We start from the raw sequence: 16,833 nt of genomic DNA, 5'->3' as shown, positions 1-16,833 counted from the left end.
TTGAACTAAACTAAAAATCACTAAACGGTTTTTATTTCAATATTGTTTTAGATAAAGTAGAATACTCTTATGACGAGTATGGAAGATAGACTAAATTCACAATATAAGCATGAGCAAGTTCGCACGGCCAATACCCATAACTGTATACTACAGGCTACAGACCTATTTTTGCAGCATAACCCAGCATGTAAGTTAACGACAAATAAGATTGCACGCATGGCCGGAGTTAGTATTGGAAGTGTCTACAATCACTTTAAAAATAAAGATGAAATCATTGTTGAGCTAATCAACAATCAGCTCGATCAAGACCTTCTTACCTATGGAAATTTCTTTAATGACGACTCAATAAGAGAGAATATTGAAGCAGAGTTTCATAAATTTTTAAAGCTTGTTTTAGATAATTATCGACGAAATCTTGAGCTAAGGAAACTTATCCTATTCTATAAAAGACATCCTAAAGTTGAGAAAAAATTCATATATGTAACTCGTGAAACTCAAACCCTTATTGAGAATCACTTTTATAAAAGCTCTGAGATTAAATCAGAACTCCCCATCGATATCATCATTAGCTCTTTGAGAGGAGTGATAAGAAGCTATCTTGAGTTTAGCCCAGATAAGTTTCATAATTTTGAACTTGATAGAGAACTAGATATTCTTATCACATCATATATTAGAAATTCACTCCTTATTGAAAGACGCTACTAAACAGATGTTTCAATTCTTCTAATAATTGCTTCATGGTTTAAAATCACAACACCTGATCCGTTAGTATCACGGATAATTTCAGAAACATCCTGATCAAGTTGACCTGAGATTTTAGATAATATACTTGGCATCTTCATTTTGTTAAGCATATCGATTTTTACAATACTATCAATTTCATCTACTAAAAGAGCGTAATTCTCACCTCTCTCATCGGCCTCTAAAATAATAACCTTTTTAGACTTACTAACCTGCTCTTCACGATCTTCCTTAATTCCATACATACGACGAGCATCAATAATAGTAATTAGTTGATCACGTAAGTTATAGACTCCAATAACATGTGAAGGAGCACCTGGAGTTGTGAGAATATCTTGTGGTTTTTCAATAATTTCACGCACCTCACTTACGGCAAGTCCGAAATGATAACCAAAATCAAATGTAACAAATGATTCTAACTTCATTTCAACCTTCTTCATTTCTTCTTCCTCATGTGAGGCTTTATAAATCTCAGAATGGCTTTTTGTAATCTCTTTAATTTCACTGTTATTTAAAATTTCCATATGATCGATTAAGAAAGTCATTCCATTTTCACTAGTCTCAATTCCCCCAAGAAACATATTGGAGCGCTTTGACGAAAAAACAGGAACAGGCATGACTCCCTCATCATCATAGAAAGTAATCGCATCAAGAGAATCAACGACAAGACCAAAGTATTCACTATCGATTTTGATTATTAGGATTTTTTGATCAATCCCTTCTTTATCTGTCGACTCTAGACCTAGAATGCGAGAAAAACTTAACACAGGAATCGTCGTTCCTCTCAAATTTACTAATCCTAAACAGAGCTTCGATGCAAATGCCGAATGTTCAATATCTTGCATATTGATAATCTCATTAATAGAAGTAATTTCTATTGCCAAAGGAACTTCATTAACTCGAAATGAAATACATTTTTTATGTTGGCTTTGAACCTTAAGTCGTCGATCTACTTCTTGTCTGAATGAATCGTAGCTCCCAAGTCTGGCCAAATTTCTAATCTTAATAATCTGAGATGGTTCAAGGATTTGATAAATACGCTTTCCCATATCTCTTTTAATTGCACCTTTAACAACTTGAGTAATATCACTACTATCAGTAATTTCAAACATACTGATTTCTGACTTCTCAGCTCTTAAGATCTCTCCTGTCGAATCGAAAGAAACTCCAACACTAATGCCGTGGACATTAACAATTGCTACTTTAGAAGCTGTTAAGTCTTGCTGATTATCACCTGAAAGATTTAATAACTTGGATAAGCTTAAAATCGGGATAATCATCCCTCTTAAGTTAAATATCCCCTCTAGATAGTCTGGAGCAAGAGGCATTGGAAATAGAGACTCTGGATAATTGACAACTTCTTGAACTGCAGTAATATCAAGAACAAACTCATTACCCATTAAAGTAAATGAAGCAAATATATTTGATTCATATTTTTCAATTGTATCTAAAACTTCAACTTCTTTTAATTCATTCATATCTTCTTTTCCAACTTCTCGTTAATACGAATCATTTTTATTTCTAAGCTATCACAATCAATTATAATTTTACTGGCAAGCTCTTCCCCATCCATAATTTTTCGAATTGGAAGGTTTCTTTCTTTTAATACTTCGAGGGCCTTGGCCTTATTCAACTTTCCAATATGATCGACATTTCTTTGTTTAAGTTGGGCCATCATATTTCCCCCACCCGCAAGATAGATATCAAAATCTGTTTCAGCTCTTTCATTTAGATGTAATTTATCTAAAAGGTATGGAATTGCATCAACAACGTACTTTCCAGGCTGGTGTTCAGGAGATGATTCTTCTCCTTGTGGCAAGAAACAATGAGCTAGACCACATGTTCTTTTAACCTTATCGATGATAGCGATCCCTAAACATGAACCCAAAGTAGCCTGTAAGATAGCTCCAGCTTTACCGAATTTTATTTCGCCGATACGTACATGAATATACTCTCGCTCATTTCTTCTCATACCCTACTTCTTTTTATAAGTTTGAGGATGCACATACTCAAATTCACTAGAAAGTCCGTTCAAGCTTTCTGATTCTCCAAGAATTAGAATTGCTCCAGGCTTCATTGCTCTTGAAATATTATTAATTACTTGTTTTTGATCTTCTTGCTTAAAATAAATCAAAACATTTCTTAAAAAGACAATATCAAATTGAGCAATATTACCTTTAGGAATTGAAAATAAATTGTGACTTGAGAAAGACGTATTCTTCTTCAACTCGGGAACAACTTCTGCAAACTCATCATCTTCATTGAAGTAAGTTTGAAAGAGTTTTGTATGTCGTTCCTTAAAATTATTAATATTTCGACCACTATATCTTGCGTCTTGGGCATATTTTAAAACTTTTGTCGAAATATCTGTCCCAACGATTTCATATTGAAAGCTAGACTTAATCTTTTTATGCTCTTCACAAGACATCGCAATAGAATAAGCTTCTTCACCCGTAGAAGATGCTGCTGACCAAATTTTTACTGGTAAAGAATTTTTCCAATTAATCAAAAATTCTTCTTGAAAGTATTTCCATACTTTCTCAGTTCTAAAAAATGTTGTCTCATTAGTCGTTATAATATTGATGAATTCTTGCTTTTCATTAATATCAGTTTGTAGATAAGCAATATAATCATCATAACTTTCTAACTCCAGTGCCTTAAGCCTCTGTCTAATTCGACCTTGCAGCATACTTTTTTTTGATGGAGAAATAGTAATTCCTGTATGGAAGTGAACGAGGTCAATAATCTTTTCCATTTGATTACTATTTAGCTCCATTAAGTAAATCATTCGCAAAACCTTTCTCTTAATCTTGGATTAAGTCACTAAGTCTTTTTGCACCATCAGCTAGACTGCGAGTGGCCATGGCAATTGACTCAGATGCCGCAGCTGAGTTTTCTGTTTCAGATGCAACTTGTTGTACGGCTTCACTTACCTCTTTTGCTGCAAGAAGTTGTTCTTGCGTGGCACTAGAAATTTCAGCAATTGAGTGATTCGTATTATTAACCCCGTCGACAATTTTTGAAAATGCCTCGCCGGCCTTCTTAGAGATTTGACTCCCCTCAGAAATTTTCTTAACAGAATCATTAATAAGCTTTGAGATCTCTTTCGTTGCTTGTGAAGAGCGCTCTGCTAACTTTCTAACCTCATCTGCAACAACAGAGAAGCCAGCGCCATGCTCTCCAGCTCTTGCCGCTTCAATAGCAGCATTGAATGCTAAAAGATTTGTTTGACTTGCGATTTCACGAATAACTTCTACAATCTCACTAATCTCTTCCGATGATCTTGTTATAATTTCCATTGCTTCAACAGCTTCATGTATTGACTTCGCTCCCTCTTGTGCTTCTGTAGAAGTAAGCTCGGCAATTTCATTAGCAGATTTAGCGTTTTGAGCGATCGAATTAATCGATGCAGTTAACTCTTCAACTGAAGCGTTCATCTCCTCAGTTGTTGCACCAAGAGATACAGCACCTTCAGCAACATTCGATGATTTTGTCGAAATATCCTCTGTGCTATCTTTCATTTCCTTGGCCAGTTCATTGATGGCCTTTTTAATTCTTTCATCTTCTGTAATAACATCCCAAGTAACCATTGCTCCCTGGTAAGTATTATTCATATCCATTACTGGACTTACTAATAAGTTTAATATTTCATCTCCAACATGAATTTTTGTTTCATGAGGAAGATTAGATGGATCAGATAACATTTTTCTTTGGTGTGCAGGATTCTTATGAAAAACATCGATACTACTTCCAACAATCTCAGAAACCTTAATTGGCAGTAGTCCTTCAATTGAAGTAAGTGTTTGTCTCGATTTTGGATTAATATATGTGATATTAAAGTCTCGATCTGAAAGCATTACGTTGATTGGCATATTATCAAGCATTGAGCTGTATTGAGCATTGCGATTATCAGCGACTAACTTATCTGTAATGATATCCCATGTAACCATCGCACCTATGTAGTCATTACCATCCATAACAGCAACAACATTTAGTTCAAGTGATTCATCACCAATTCTAATCTGAGTCTTAATTGGTAAATTTTTAGGATTTGCTAAAAGCTTTTGTTGATGAATAGGATTCTCATGGAAGACATCGATTTTTGAACCAATAATTTCTGCAACAGGAATAGGCAGAAGAGATTCAATGGCCCTTAAACTCTCAAAACTTTTTGGATTAATGTATTTGATTACTAAATCAGTTCCGCAATACATAACATTAAACGGTAGCTTATCTAGCATATCGTAAATAGCTCCACTTCCTTCAAATACATTTCGACAATCAAGTTCTTGGTTTATTTTTGCCATGGTCATATAAGTCTCCTACATCCTCATAGAGAAAGTTATTTCTATTAAAGAAATTATATGACTCCATATATTTTAAACTACTCAGTTTTATCGAAATGTAAGTTGTTTATGTGACATGTGTAAAAACAATAAGTTAAGTATCTAAACTATAGAATTACATAAGAAAATTATACCTGAGCAATTCACTTACTCATTTTCACATTTAATGGGAATTAAGAACGACGACTAATAATTTTTAAACTTCAAAATCAAAGTAGTCTGAAAGCTCACCATCACCTTCTTGAAGGTCGTCGATTTCTTCATGCGATTCTTCACCTAGGAAGCCAATATTGTAGAGAGCATCTCCGGCCATAACAACAGATGACTTGCTTATACCCAAAATAACTCCATCGTGCTCCATTGTGATTCGACTAATAAGCTCACCTGTAAGTTGGCGCAACTCCCCAACGATCTCGCCTTCTTTTACAATTTTTCCATGATGGGCCTTATTAATTAATAGTCCACCTTTGGCCGCTCTCATCCACTTCGTTTTTCTAATAATGAATTTTTCTTCTTTAAAACTCATTTTAGTTCTAATCATGCCATAGTGACTAAGAATACTCTTAACGAGGTTAACACCATATTTTGCAATTGTTTCATCAATGCGTAAGCCTTCTCCACCTTCAAAGACAATACAAGGCCTACCTAAATCATTAATGGCCTCTCTTAGAGAACCATCCCTAAGCGTGCTATTAACGACCAATGGAATACTAATATTGTTAACAAGCTCTAGCATTCCCTTTGTTTCTAAATCACATCGGATTTGTGGAATATTGAAACGGCCAGGACCTCCAGAATGGAGATCGACAAAGACATCACCATACTTCGTTATTTGCTTAAAGATAAAATTTGCAAAGCGAGCACCAAAGCTCCCCTTTGCTTTACCAGGAAAACAACGATTAAGATCCTTACGATCAGGAAGGTATCGTTGCTTATTCAAAAAGCCGTAAATATTTACAGCTGGAATGATTATTAAAGTCCCTTTTAAAAGTTTCAATTTACCTTTCATTAAAAGTTGGGCAGCTCTTAATCCATTGATTTCATCACCGTGCATACATGCAGTGACTACAACACAGGGAGAGATCTCCTTTGTTGCACGATAGATATAAATAGGAGCTTTTACTTTTTGAAGCCCGTAAAAAGAAGGGAAATTGACAAACTCAACGATTGGTCTGCCAATTTCAACTTCTTCAACTTTTAATTTAAATAATTGATCCGTCAATTAGTTATCCTTTATGACTTTTGTATAATTCTTCTCTACGTAATCGATGATTTGAACGGCAATATTCTTATTCGTACAACCTTCAATTCCCTCAAGCCCCGGAGAAGAATTAACCTCTAATATTTTAGGACCTGTACCAGAACGAATTATATCAACCCCGGCCATATTAAGCTTCATTGCCTTTGCGGCAGCAATAGCAACTTTTCTTTCTTCCGGTGTAATCTTCACAGGTGATCCAATTCCACCTCTATGAATATTTGAGCGGAACTCACCTTCTTTCGCTTGTCTCATCATTGTGCCAATAACCTTGCCTCCAACAACAAAACAACGAATATCTGCGCCATTTGCATCTTTAATAAATTCTTGAACAAGAAAATTTGCCTTTAAAATTCTAAAAGCATCAATCAAACTCTCTGCAGCTTTCTTCGTTTCGGCCAAAATAACACCTTTACCTTGAGAGCCTTCAATAAGTTTAACAACCATTGGCGCTCCACCAACAAGCTTGATTAAGCTCTCAGTTTGTTGAGTATTATTTGCCATTCCTGTCTTTGGAAGGGGTAGATGCTTTTGAGATAGGATTTGGAGTGAGCGTAATTTATCTCTTGAGCGTCCAATTGCATTGGACGAGTTCAAGCAGTACACTCCCATCATCTCAAACTGACGAACAATCGCCATACCATAGGCACTTACGCTGGCCCCAATTCTTGGAATAACAATATCAACCTTGTCTAATTTTCTCTTGCGGTAGTAAACCATTGGAGAACCAGTTGCCACATCCATATAACATTTGTCTGGACGAGCGACTTCGACATGGTGACCTCTAAGTTTGGCTTCTTCTACTAGTCTCTTTGTAGAGTAAAGATTCTTATTAGAAGATAAAATCAAAATATTCATTTATGCTCCATAAAAATAGCAAACTAATCTTGCACCTATATAATATAGTCCAGAATCACTGAACAGTGAGGATAAAAGTCAACATAATTCATAAATTTTTAATTAAATTTTAATAACTTTTTTATTGATGGGGATAAGTCATATTTACAATAAACGTTCTAAGTATTACTCTTATGCCATGACAGAAGAAAATCAAACATGCCCAAAATGTAGCTCACCTTACGCTTATAGCGATGGCCAATTATGGATTTGCCCAGAATGCTTCAATGAATGGAGTCTGGATGCTAGCTCTGAAGAAGATAGTACTCCTCAATTTGTTGATGTTAACGGTGCACAATTACAAAATGGTGACTCTGTAACAGTTGTTAAAGACCTAAAGGCCGGAAAAGGTACGATTAAGTCAGGAACAAAAGTAAAGAATATCCGCCTACTAGAAGAGCCAGTAAATGGACACGACATTTCTTGTAAAGTCGATGGCCATGGTTCGATGTATCTTAAGTGCTCAGTTGTAAAAAAAGCTTAATATAAGACTATCTTTTTACAACTTGCCAAAGAGAATCGATAAATAACTCTTCTTTATCAATAAAGTGTTCTTTTAATTTGAAGCCCGTGTGCTGACACGTTCTTTCTATATCTTCTTTCGAGTACTTAAATGAGTATTCGAGATGTAGTGGCTCATAGGCTTCGAATTCAAAGAGGTGCTCTAACTCTTCGATATAAACTTCCTGCTTCTCTTTTGGAAGTAAGTAACTCTCCATTGCTCCTAACTTCGGATTAAAAACTCCGACATGCTGAAATTTCTCTTTATTGAAATTTCCACCTAGCTCACGATTAATTCTATCTAATAGATTTAAATTAAAGTCACGAGTATATCCACTTGAGTCATTATAAGCAGCATGTAGCTTTTCAACATCTTTCTTTAGATCAAAACCAATTAATAAATAGTCATCATTATCGAGGTGCTTCCAAAGTTGTCTAAGAAAGCTTTCACTCTGGGCCCTATCAAAGTTTCCAATATTAGAGCCGAGAAATAAGACAAGCTTACGTCGCTTTGACTTCTGCTTCAAAAATTTTAACCCCTGTAAATAATCTGCAACAATACCATGTACAGATAAATTAGACTTATGAGTTATATGGGCCTGCATTTGCTTTAAGGCTTGTGCTGAGATGTCGATTGGAAAATAATTAACTTTCCTATCTTCTTTTAAAAAGGCATCGATAACTAACTCACTCTTGTGGCCGTCACCTGCTCCTAATTCAATAATGTCGATTTCTTCATGACTTATTAAACTAGCTAGTTTAGAACCTGATTGAAGTAAAATTTCAAATTCTGTTCTAGTTAAATAATAATCACCATGTTGAGTAATCTTTTGAAAAAGGTCACTTCCTCGATCATCATAGAAGTATTTAGTTGATAGCTTTTTTTCAGTCTTAGATAAGCCTGTTAAAACATCAATGGCAAACTCTTCTAAGAATTCTGATTCTTGATTCTCACTTACTTCTCTCAGTATAGACACTTCCATTATATATCCTTTGCAATCCTAATTCCCGCAAACATCCATCTCTGATGAGCGCGATAGAAATTACGATAAGTTTTACGATAATGCTCTTCAGGGGTTGCAAAACATCCTCCACGAAGAACAAATTGATTACACATAAATTTACTATTGTACTCACCTAGCTCCCCTTTATAGGACTCATAGGCTGGATACGGTGAGTAATGAGATGAGCTCCAACACCAAAGAGGTAATTTCTTATCCCCAAGGGCCAACTCTAACTCAAATTCAGTTGGTAGACGATGACCCGCCCATTTTGCAAATGCCTGAGCTTCATACAAACTAATATGAGAAACAGGTGCATACATATCTAATGGCACTAAGCCGTGTAAGGAAAACTCATACCACTGTCCATCAATAAGTCGCCAATAAAGAGGCGTAATTATTCTTTGCTCATTTATCCAATCCCATCCGTCACTAAGCCAGTATTGAAAGTTTTGATAGCCACCTGAATTAATAAATTCTAAGTACTCTCCATTTGAAATATAACTTTCACGAATCGCAAAAGAAGTAAGATACCTTTTATGAGCTGGACCTTCATTATCGTATGAAAATTCACTTTCATCTTGACCAAAAGTATAGAGCCCTTCTTTAAAGTGCCGCCATTTTAATGAGCCTGCGGAAAAGTTCTCAAGTCGCTTTTGGGAGTAGACTGAATCAATTGGCCCCAAACTTAAGATATGCTTTATATCCATTAGCAGAAGCTCTTGATGCTGTTGTTCATGATTAAGTCCAACCTCTAATAACGATTCGACTTCATCAATACTTTCCGTCAGCTCTAATAATGACAGCATTGCTCTATCGACGTAATTTCGATAGCTCAGAATTTCTTGAACAGTAGGTCGGGAAAGAAGCCCTCTGCTCTCCTGCTTCCAATGGGTGCCTACAGACTTATAATATGAATTAAATAAGAGACTATAATCGGCATTAAATCTTTTATAATTTGATAAATACTTAACGAGAATAAATTCCTCAAAAAACCAAGTTGTATGAGCAAGATGCCACTTAGGAGGACTTACCTCAGGAGCAGACTGCACTGTGAAGTCCTCGATCTTAAGACCAACACAAGTCTTTAAAGTGGCATCTCTTGTGAGTCGATACTTTTCGACACACCAAGACTTACGCTCAATCATATCTAATAATTTATCGCTAAATGCTTCGATACTTACTCCACAACATCATAAAATTTTAAAACTATAAATTTTTACCTTCTGCACTATTGGATAAAAACTTAAGAATATTAAAATTTTTTAAAGAATAATTTGGCATGCGTAACGAACTCAGCAATAATAATTGTTATTTAGAAAAGAAATAAAGGAATTGATATGAAACGTATTTTATCACTTGCAATTAGTTCACTACTTCTATGCTCATCGGCCCTAGCAAAGGAAGTTCAAGATATGTCTGATCCTTTAGCGGTCTATACTCAAGCAGGTCTTGGCGCAACAAATAAAGGCTTAAATGCTAAGATTGGAATTTCTTATGATACAGGCATTCAAAATGTAGCAGCGATGAATGTTATCGAATTCAAGGGTTTTCTTGGAGAAGAACTTGGATGGGATGGTACATCTAAAAGATCTAATCGACTTGATAGTTTTCGCTTCAGAAATTTTAGCGCAAATATAAAAACAGGTAGTGGCTCACAATTAGATATAAACTATAGTCTTAAAGAATCATTTCTAGCAGAAAGAACAGGAAATGCTTCCTACTCTATCCTACAAGCACTTCCAAAGTTTTGGATTGTTAACCTCTATCCTCTAGCAGGAGTTGGTGTTGAATTTGGAAAGAATACTGTAGAAGACGATAGCTCAATTGATAGTGGCTTCTCTGTTATTGGTATCAATAGTGTGGTTGGCTTCTACGGAAAATTTACGATCACTGATAAAATTTGGTTTAATTATAACCCTATCTGGGCAGCGGCCCTTGCGGGTTCTGACCTTTATGAGTCATCAGCATATGGTGGAAAAGATAATATTCTTCTTCACGAATTTGCAGCAAGCTACCAGTTTACTTCACGCTTTAACCTTCGCTACTTTGCGAATTGGAGTAACCTAGTAGACATTGCTGACGGTGACCACAGAATCGAATTTAACTATCAATTCTAATTAATCACTTTATCTTTTAAGGGGCGGCGATTCCAAATGTCGCTGACCCTCCTAAGAAGATCTCTGAGAATTTAATTCCTCGATCGTATAGTAGTGGTGTTTCAATAGTGCCCCAGAAAGTGTCTGGATAATTTCCGACCTCCCCACCTTGACCATAACCAAAGCAGTACAAATCTCCTGTTACATTTTCGATCCCACAAGTATGCCACATGCCAGAAACGAGCTTATTCCATGAATGTCCCGCTATGATTGCAGGCTCAGGTCGGTTTGAAGAATCCCCTTGCCCAAGTGCTCCATTATTACCACCACCCCAACAATATCCATTACCACTGGCCTGAAGAGCGCACACGTGAGATGCCCCAACAGATAAACTCGTCCAAACTGCTCCACCAACAACTTCAACAGGTGTAGAAGAGCTTGTGTAAGATGTATCATTTCCTAACTGTCCTTGAGAATCGAGTCCCCAGCAATAGATTTTACTATCTGTTGCCAACCCGCAAGTAAAGTGATCTCCAACTCCAATATCAGTGAAGATAAGGCCACCGTTGACAGCAGTAGGTGTTGTCGTAAGGGTAGTCGTATTTCCAGTGGCCACTCCATTTCCTAGACCACCGAAACGATTTGCTCCCCAGCAGTAAACAGCACCATCGGTACGCATTCCACAAGTATGATAATAACCCGCCGAAACTTTACTCCAACTATGACCACCAACAACTAAGTTAGGATCATGGAAGGAGCTTGTTGTATTTCCACTTCCAAGATTTCCATAACTATTATTACCCCAACAATAAGCATCGTTAGAAGTTGTTACACCACAAACTGAGCGCTCATTGACACTAAGAGCGTCCCACTTGTGACCACCTGTAACTATTGTCGATGGATGAGAATAAGTGGCCGTATCAGCTGCGCCGTTTCCAAGCGCCCCATCGAGGTCTCGTCCCATGCAATACGCATCGTCGGAGTCATCAATACCACAAAAAAGCATATAACCAGCGGCCATAGACTTCCAAGTTTTTGCCAAAGGAACTTTCTTAGGCATAAAAAGACCAGCGTTCCCCATTCCGGTTCCGGCCTGTCCCCAGTTCCAGTATTGTCCCCAGCAGTAGCCATCACCACTTGTTGTGACACCACAACTCATATAATCAGAACCTGATGCCGAGGCCCAACTATGCCCACCAATTACCTGAGTAGGTGTCAGACGATTAAGGATATCTCCATCTCCAATTTCTCCATCTTCACCTTCACCCCAACAATACATTTGTTGAGTATTATCAATCCCACAAGAGTGCCTCCCTCTTGCTGTAAGATCAACCCATGTCTGGGCCCCTGCAACTTTTACGGGAACACTTGAAGTTGTCCCAAGGCCATCTCCTAAAGTTCCTTCTCCACCGAAGTCACTACCCCAGCAGTAAATTTCATTTGAAGTCGTAAGGCCGCAAGCATGAAACCAGAACATATCGATTTTATCAAAAACAAGTCCACCACTAATAGGTGTTGGAGAATAAGCATGGGCCGTAACACCATTTCCTAAAACATCATTTATTCCATAACCCCAACAATAGCCAACTCCCGCTGTTGTTACGGCACAAGTTGACAACTCTCCGGCCGCAACCCACTTCCACTTTGTTCCTGGGCTGACTTGTGTTGGTCCAGTAATAACTGTCGTGTTATCTCCCATTCCAATTTGGCCGTAGTGATTTCTTCCCCAACAATAAAGATCATCATTGCTATCAATTCCACAGATATGAAAACTATGAGTTGAAACTGACTTCCACTTTAGTCCCCCGGGAATGAGCTTTGGTACAAAAGAGTCTGTTGTCGTTCCATCTGCAAAACGATTATAAGTATTATCACCCCAGCAATACATATCATCGCTTCCATCAATCCCACATGTGATTCGGTATCCAGGAGCAACATCTTTCCAAGTCTTTTCACCATCAACAATATGAGGAATATACTTTGGCTCATCAACACCATAACCAATTTCACCATACCAACCTTCACCCCAACAATAGAGCTTAGACTGAGTTGTAATTCCACATGAATGTTGTGAACCACCAACAATTTTTGACCAAGTTAAATTTCCAACTACTTTGTTGAGATCATTTGGATAAAGAGATTGAAATTTTTGTGGATCATAAACATCAATAGGCGCACCAACATCCCAAGAACCAAAGTAATATAAATTTCCAGCACTATAGCCTGTGGCCATTCCCTGCACACGATGTTCAGAGGAAACAATCGCTCCATCTGTAATATAAATATTGGCAAAATAATATCCATCCGCAGAAGCATTAATCGTCATATCAATAGTACAAGTCTCACCAGGATTTAAAGTTGTTCCAGTACAAGTATCGTTTGTAACTTGAAAATTCCCTGAACTTCCATAAATAAGGGGCGCCTGTAATAGACCAGTAGTTATTCCGCCTGAGTTTGTTAGTGTAATCGACTCAGTCTCACCAGGCCCTGCTCCTCCTGGTTGATATAACAGAGAGAACTCTGTTGCTCCTAATGTAAGCCCACCTGCAACATTTAAAGTTGTAAATGTATCAGAGACCACAACACTTGTATTTCCAGCTTCGTCTATGGCACGAATTTCGATTCGATAATCTTCTGCTCCATCTAAAGATAAACCACTGACAGAATCTCCTTTTGTGAAAGAAGTCCAATCCTGCTCAACAGAAGAGTCTGAAACTTTAATGACTCTTACCTGATAACCCACAAGAACTAAGTTATCAGTTGAGTCCGTTGTCCATGTCACCGTAGGAGTCATTGATAAACTGGCAGGAACTGCTCCAAGTGTTAATGCGGAAACAGCAGTCGGATCAGTCGTATCGAGGGTAATTGATTTTGTCACGGATTCAGAAGAAATTGCATTTGAATCATCTGCTCCAAAAATATAGACAGTCTTTAGTCCATCACCACCTGATAAAGCAAATGAAGCTGGAAATCCTGTGACCCAATTTCCTCCTCCACATGATCCTGCACTTGTATCGACTGGAGGAGTTGTTTGCGTTTCACTAATACAGTACTGAGTTAGATCGTCTCCACCACTTTTTGTCATATCAATACTATTAATATTTGAATGGGTTGTTGAACCAGAACTACTGTCACTTAAAATAACTTCTAGTGCCGCTACTTCAATTCCAAAATTAAAGCTAACCTCCGACTCTTTTAAACAACTGGTCAATAAAACAATAACCGACAATAATAGAATGTTTTGCATTCTCCCCCACTTTTTAAACTCAATATTTTTACTATCGGTAAATACTTTTAAGTTATTTAAACAAAATCATATGAGGGATAAAAAAAGTTTAGAAAAAACGAGCTTTTACATCAGATATCTTTTTATAGACTGCAGAAATCGCTCTATAGGATGAAGGATTATCTTCAACTAAAATAATTTAACTAAAGTAAATAAAAGTGAGAATTAATGAAACAAAAATTTTTAAAACTAACCTGCCTTTTCTTTTTATCATTTAATTATTTATATGCTGATTCAATAAACTTAGAGGAATCAAAGAGAAATTCTAAGCATCAATATCTTAGACTTTCATATCAATCAGTGAATAGTGAAAAACTTCAAACAATCTATGAACAACTTCTAATTGATTCTTATAACTATGAAGAAGAAGATTTCATGGCCAAGAAAACAAGACGTGAAAATGGGCATATCAAGGACTGGAATAATTTAAAAGATAAAAGCTTTAGACTCTATGTCGAGATTGAACTCATTGATATAAATAAGTTCATGAATATTCTAAACTTAACTGATGAGCAAATTAAGGCGTTATTTGGAGTCGTTAAATCAGATAGACCAACACCTAAAAAACAAAACGATTCTGGCCCACTAAAATTTTCAGTTTTTTACATGACTTCTCTTGGAGAATTTAACCAGAAAAGTGCACCAGGATCTGTTGAGTTCAAGCAAAACTCTTCCGTTTCCCTGGGCCTTACGTCAGTATATCAAGTGAATGCCAAGTATGGTGCTCAAGCAAGTCTTTACTACTCTCACCTAAATACTGCTTCTGCAAATCAGTATCTTGATAATGTTTCAGTTGATCCAGAGATTGGTTTTAACCTATACGGTACGTATAAATTTGCAGACTATGGACTAGAAGCATATGCTGGTCTAGATTTCGAGCGTTTTAATACTTTCAATTTTGATGGATTAACAGAAGCCGATCAAGTTAAATTTGATAAGAACCAAATCTTCTTTTTAACTGTTGGTGTACAAAAAAACTTTAAGTTATACAGAAGAAACTTCTTAGCAAAATTTAGCTACTCTCACTCACTACTTTCAAGTCGAGACATAGGTTACGCTAACACAAGTGATAAACAAGAGTTTACTGGAGGCAAGATTATGGCCTATGTAATGGGCGATATCACAAAGAAAATTTTTGCTCATGCAATTTTCAAAATGCACTTTATGGATGGCCCAACCGATTTATCAGTAAATCGACTGGGCCTTGGATTTGGTTATAAATTCTAACGATATGTAATATCCTTAGCGTCAAAGTCACTTTGGCCATGGCGCTCAAGGATTTGTTGATCTTCATCTCCCCAAGCTCGATTAACTAGCCTTCCTCTTAATACCGCCGGCCTCTTAATCAATTCATCTGCCCAACGAATAACATTCTTATATTCATGTACTGACAAGAACTCTGCTGCATCATAGAGCTTGCCTTTAACAAGTGCCCCATACCATGGAAAGATCGCTATATCTGCAATCGAGTATTCATCTCCTGCAATGTATTTATTATTTTCTAATTGCTTATCAAGTACATCTAGCTGTCTTTTTGTTTCCATCGCAAATCGATCAATCGGATACTCAAATTTCTCAGGAGCATAAGCATAGAAATGACCAAAGCCTCCCCCTAAATAAGGAGCACTTCCCATTTGCCAAAAAAGCCAATTAAATACCTCAGCTCTCTTGGCCGGATCCTTTGGTAAGAAGTGTCCAAACTTTTCTGCCAAGTGAACAAGAATTGATGCTGATTCGAATACTCGAATTGGTTGACCATTATTCTTATCAAGTAAAGCTGGAATCTTAGAGTTTGGATTAATAGCAACAAAGTCAGAACCAAACTGGTCTGCTTCTCCAATATTAATTAAGTAAGCATCATACTCGGCTTCTTTAATTCCAAGCTCTAATAGCTCCTCAAACATAATCGTAACCTTAACTCCATTTGGTGTACCTAGAGAGTACAGTTGAAACGGATGCTCTCCTTGAGGAAGTTCCTTTTCAAAGCGCGCTCCTGCAGTTGGGCGATTAATACTTGCAAACTGTCCCCCATTTCCTTCTGTAAATGTCCAAACCTTTGGTGGTATATATTTTTGATTCATAATCTTCTCCTAGTAATTTCTAGATTATAACAAGCATGAAGGTTAAAAAAAATCTAAACTTGATGAGGATCAAACTTACTCAATAGAGTTTATGGTAGGATATATATATGAAAAAGATAATCATTTCCCTACTATTTACATCAAGTTTATTTGCCTCTGAGCAGCAAGCCGTCCAAGCAATACAGAAAACAGCAATGGCACTTAAGAAAGAGCTTCAAGCAGCAATGAAAGTCTCTCCAGTTAACGCTGTATCCGTTTGTAATACAAAGGCCATGCCGATCACTAAGAAGTTTCATGAAGACGGAGTCGAAGTCGGCCGTGTCAGTCTTAAGAATAGAAATCCAAACAATACTGTAAAGGGTTGGATGAATGACACAATTATGAGTTATGAGTCAGGAAAAAATAAGAAGAAATATTCCGTTGTAAGAATCGACTCAGATAAGAATGGTATTATCATGCCAATCAAAACAATGCCTCTTTGTCTTAACTGCCATGGAGATAACCTAAAACCTGAAGTACAGTCAAAGATCACTCAGCTTTATCCGAGTGATAAGGCCACTGGATATAAGAGCGGTGATATTCGTGGATACTTTTGGGCAACATTTAAAGCAAATAAATAAGAG

15 protein-coding genes are annotated in these 16,833 nt (G+C 36.9%); 5 read left to right on the top strand and 10 right to left on the bottom strand.

Annotation, left to right across the window (positions count from 1 at the left end; all coding sequences use genetic code 11):
• Nucleotides 1–78: 78 nt before the first annotated feature.
• Nucleotides 79–705: a TetR/AcrR family transcriptional regulator gene (locus tag ACMAWV_RS13565; RefSeq protein ID WP_412470192.1), complete on the top strand. Its 627-nt coding sequence runs from the start codon at nt 79–81 to the stop codon at nt 703–705.
• Here the strand turns inward: ACMAWV_RS13565 and ACMAWV_RS13560 are convergent.
• From ACMAWV_RS13560 to rimK, 6 genes are all read right to left on the bottom strand, one after another.
• Nucleotides 702–2,219 carry a chemotaxis protein CheW gene (locus ACMAWV_RS13560; protein ID WP_103218219.1) on the bottom strand — a complete coding sequence of 506 codons (1,518 nt, stop codon included), beginning with the start codon at nt 2,217–2,219 and terminating at the stop codon, nt 702–704. The genes ACMAWV_RS13565 and ACMAWV_RS13560 overlap by 4 nt on opposite strands.
• Nucleotides 2,216–2,713 carry a chemotaxis protein CheD gene (locus ACMAWV_RS13555; protein WP_412470193.1) on the bottom strand — a complete coding sequence of 166 codons (498 nt, stop codon included), beginning with the start codon at nt 2,711–2,713 and terminating at the stop codon, nt 2,216–2,218. The genes ACMAWV_RS13560 and ACMAWV_RS13555 overlap by 4 nt, the downstream gene beginning before the upstream one ends.
• 3 nt (nt 2,714–2,716) lie before the next feature.
• Nucleotides 2,717–3,496 (bottom strand): CheR family methyltransferase, encoded by a 780-nt coding sequence (locus ACMAWV_RS13550; protein WP_412471160.1) that lies wholly within the window; start codon nt 3,494–3,496, stop codon nt 2,717–2,719.
• Between the two features lie 49 nt (nt 3,497–3,545).
• Complete coding sequence (locus ACMAWV_RS13545; protein ID WP_103218222.1) at nt 3,546–5,054, bottom strand: methyl-accepting chemotaxis protein; 1,509 nt, start codon at nt 5,052–5,054, stop codon at nt 3,546–3,548.
• A gap of 229 nt (nt 5,055–5,283) precedes the next feature.
• The gene (locus ACMAWV_RS13540) at nt 5,284–6,309 is read right to left on the bottom strand and encodes a succinylglutamate desuccinylase/aspartoacylase family protein (protein WP_392992743.1); all 1,026 of its coding nucleotides are present in this window, start codon (nt 6,307–6,309) and stop codon (nt 5,284–5,286) included.
• The gene (gene rimK / locus ACMAWV_RS13535; RefSeq protein WP_103218224.1) at nt 6,310–7,203 is read right to left on the bottom strand and encodes a 30S ribosomal protein S6--L-glutamate ligase; all 894 of its coding nucleotides are present in this window, start codon (nt 7,201–7,203) and stop codon (nt 6,310–6,312) included.
• Nucleotides 7,204–7,381: 178 nt separating this feature from the next.
• Between rimK and ACMAWV_RS13530 the strand changes: the two genes are divergently transcribed.
• Complete coding sequence (locus ACMAWV_RS13530) at nt 7,382–7,726, top strand: zinc ribbon domain-containing protein YjdM (protein WP_103218225.1); 345 nt, start codon at nt 7,382–7,384, stop codon at nt 7,724–7,726.
• A gap of 7 nt (nt 7,727–7,733) precedes the next feature.
• Here the strand turns inward: ACMAWV_RS13530 and egtD are convergent, their stop codons facing one another.
• Both egtD and egtB read right to left on the bottom strand, forming a co-directional pair.
• Nucleotides 7,734–8,726, bottom strand: coding sequence for an L-histidine N(alpha)-methyltransferase (gene egtD, locus ACMAWV_RS13525; protein WP_412475802.1), 993 nt, complete (start codon nt 8,724–8,726; stop codon nt 7,734–7,736).
• On the bottom strand, nt 8,726–9,892 hold the full coding sequence (egtB, locus tag ACMAWV_RS13520) for an ergothioneine biosynthesis protein EgtB (RefSeq protein WP_412470195.1): 1,167 nt from the start codon (nt 9,890–9,892) through the stop codon (nt 8,726–8,728). Before egtB ends, egtD begins: the two co-directional genes overlap by 1 nt.
• A gap of 192 nt (nt 9,893–10,084) precedes the next feature.
• On the opposite strand from egtB, the gene ACMAWV_RS13515 reads away from it, so the two are divergent.
• Nucleotides 10,085–10,864 carry a hypothetical protein gene (locus tag ACMAWV_RS13515; protein WP_412470196.1) on the top strand — a complete coding sequence of 260 codons (780 nt, stop codon included), beginning with the start codon at nt 10,085–10,087 and terminating at the stop codon, nt 10,862–10,864.
• Between the two features lie 16 nt (nt 10,865–10,880).
• Here the strand turns inward: ACMAWV_RS13515 and ACMAWV_RS13510 are convergent, their stop codons facing one another.
• Entirely contained in the window at nt 10,881–14,090 is a 3,210-nt protein-coding gene (locus ACMAWV_RS13510) for a hypothetical protein (RefSeq protein ID WP_412470197.1), read from the bottom strand.
• Between the two features lie 207 nt (nt 14,091–14,297).
• Between ACMAWV_RS13510 and ACMAWV_RS13505 the strand changes: the two genes are divergently transcribed.
• Nucleotides 14,298–15,356, top strand: coding sequence for a hypothetical protein (locus ACMAWV_RS13505; protein WP_103218230.1), 1,059 nt, complete (start codon nt 14,298–14,300; stop codon nt 15,354–15,356).
• Here ACMAWV_RS13505 and yghU read toward each other — a convergent pair.
• Entirely contained in the window at nt 15,353–16,210 is an 858-nt protein-coding gene (gene yghU / locus ACMAWV_RS13500) for a glutathione-dependent disulfide-bond oxidoreductase (RefSeq protein ID WP_412470198.1), read from the bottom strand. The two genes, ACMAWV_RS13505 and yghU, sit on opposite strands and share 4 nt — an antisense overlap.
• Before the next feature lie 107 nt (nt 16,211–16,317).
• Here yghU and ACMAWV_RS13495 point away from each other — a divergent pair, with 107 nt between their 5' ends.
• On the top strand, nt 16,318–16,830 hold the full coding sequence (locus tag ACMAWV_RS13495) for a DUF3365 domain-containing protein (RefSeq protein ID WP_412470199.1): 513 nt from the start codon (nt 16,318–16,320) through the stop codon (nt 16,828–16,830).
• Nucleotides 16,831–16,833 lie beyond the last annotated feature (3 nt).

Source organism: Halobacteriovorax sp. RT-1-1 (assembly GCF_047085455.1).
Taxonomy (GTDB): domain Bacteria; phylum Bdellovibrionota; class Bacteriovoracia; order Bacteriovoracales; family Bacteriovoracaceae; genus Halobacteriovorax_A.
The sequence above is the reverse complement of the archived record's forward strand: the minus strand, read 5'-3'. Positions and strand labels throughout refer to the sequence as shown.

Excerpts from the sequence above, each read along its gene's own strand:
- ACMAWV_RS13565 (WP_412470192.1), top strand. The coding sequence starts at position 79 with ATGGAAGATAGACTAAATTCACAATATAAGCATGAGCAAGTTCGCACG.
- ACMAWV_RS13560 (WP_103218219.1), bottom strand. The coding sequence starts at position 2,219 with ATGAATGAATTAAAAGAAGTTGAAGTTTTAGATACAATTGAAAAATAT.
- ACMAWV_RS13555 (WP_412470193.1), bottom strand. The coding sequence starts at position 2,713 with ATGAGAAGAAATGAGCGAGAGTATATTCATGTACGTATCGGCGAAATA.
- ACMAWV_RS13550 (WP_412471160.1), bottom strand. The coding sequence starts at position 3,496 with ATGGAAAAGATTATTGACCTCGTTCACTTCCATACAGGAATTACTATT.
- ACMAWV_RS13545 (WP_103218222.1), bottom strand. The coding sequence starts at position 5,054 with ATGACCATGGCAAAAATAAACCAAGAACTTGATTGTCGAAATGTATTT.
- rimK (WP_103218224.1), bottom strand. The coding sequence starts at position 7,203 with ATGAATATTTTGATTTTATCTTCTAATAAGAATCTTTACTCTACAAAG.
- ACMAWV_RS13530 (WP_103218225.1), top strand. The coding sequence starts at position 7,382 with ATGACAGAAGAAAATCAAACATGCCCAAAATGTAGCTCACCTTACGCT.
- egtD (WP_412475802.1), bottom strand. The coding sequence starts at position 8,726 with ATGGAAGTGTCTATACTGAGAGAAGTAAGTGAGAATCAAGAATCAGAA.
- egtB (WP_412470195.1), bottom strand. The coding sequence starts at position 9,892 with ATGATTGAGCGTAAGTCTTGGTGTGTCGAAAAGTATCGACTCACAAGA.
- ACMAWV_RS13515 (WP_412470196.1), top strand. The coding sequence starts at position 10,085 with ATGAAACGTATTTTATCACTTGCAATTAGTTCACTACTTCTATGCTCA.
- ACMAWV_RS13510 (WP_412470197.1), bottom strand. The coding sequence starts at position 14,090 with ATGCAAAACATTCTATTATTGTCGGTTATTGTTTTATTGACCAGTTGT.
- ACMAWV_RS13505 (WP_103218230.1), top strand. The coding sequence starts at position 14,298 with ATGAAACAAAAATTTTTAAAACTAACCTGCCTTTTCTTTTTATCATTT.
- yghU (WP_412470198.1), bottom strand. The coding sequence starts at position 16,210 with ATGAATCAAAAATATATACCACCAAAGGTTTGGACATTTACAGAAGGA.
- ACMAWV_RS13495 (WP_412470199.1), top strand. The coding sequence starts at position 16,318 with ATGAAAAAGATAATCATTTCCCTACTATTTACATCAAGTTTATTTGCC.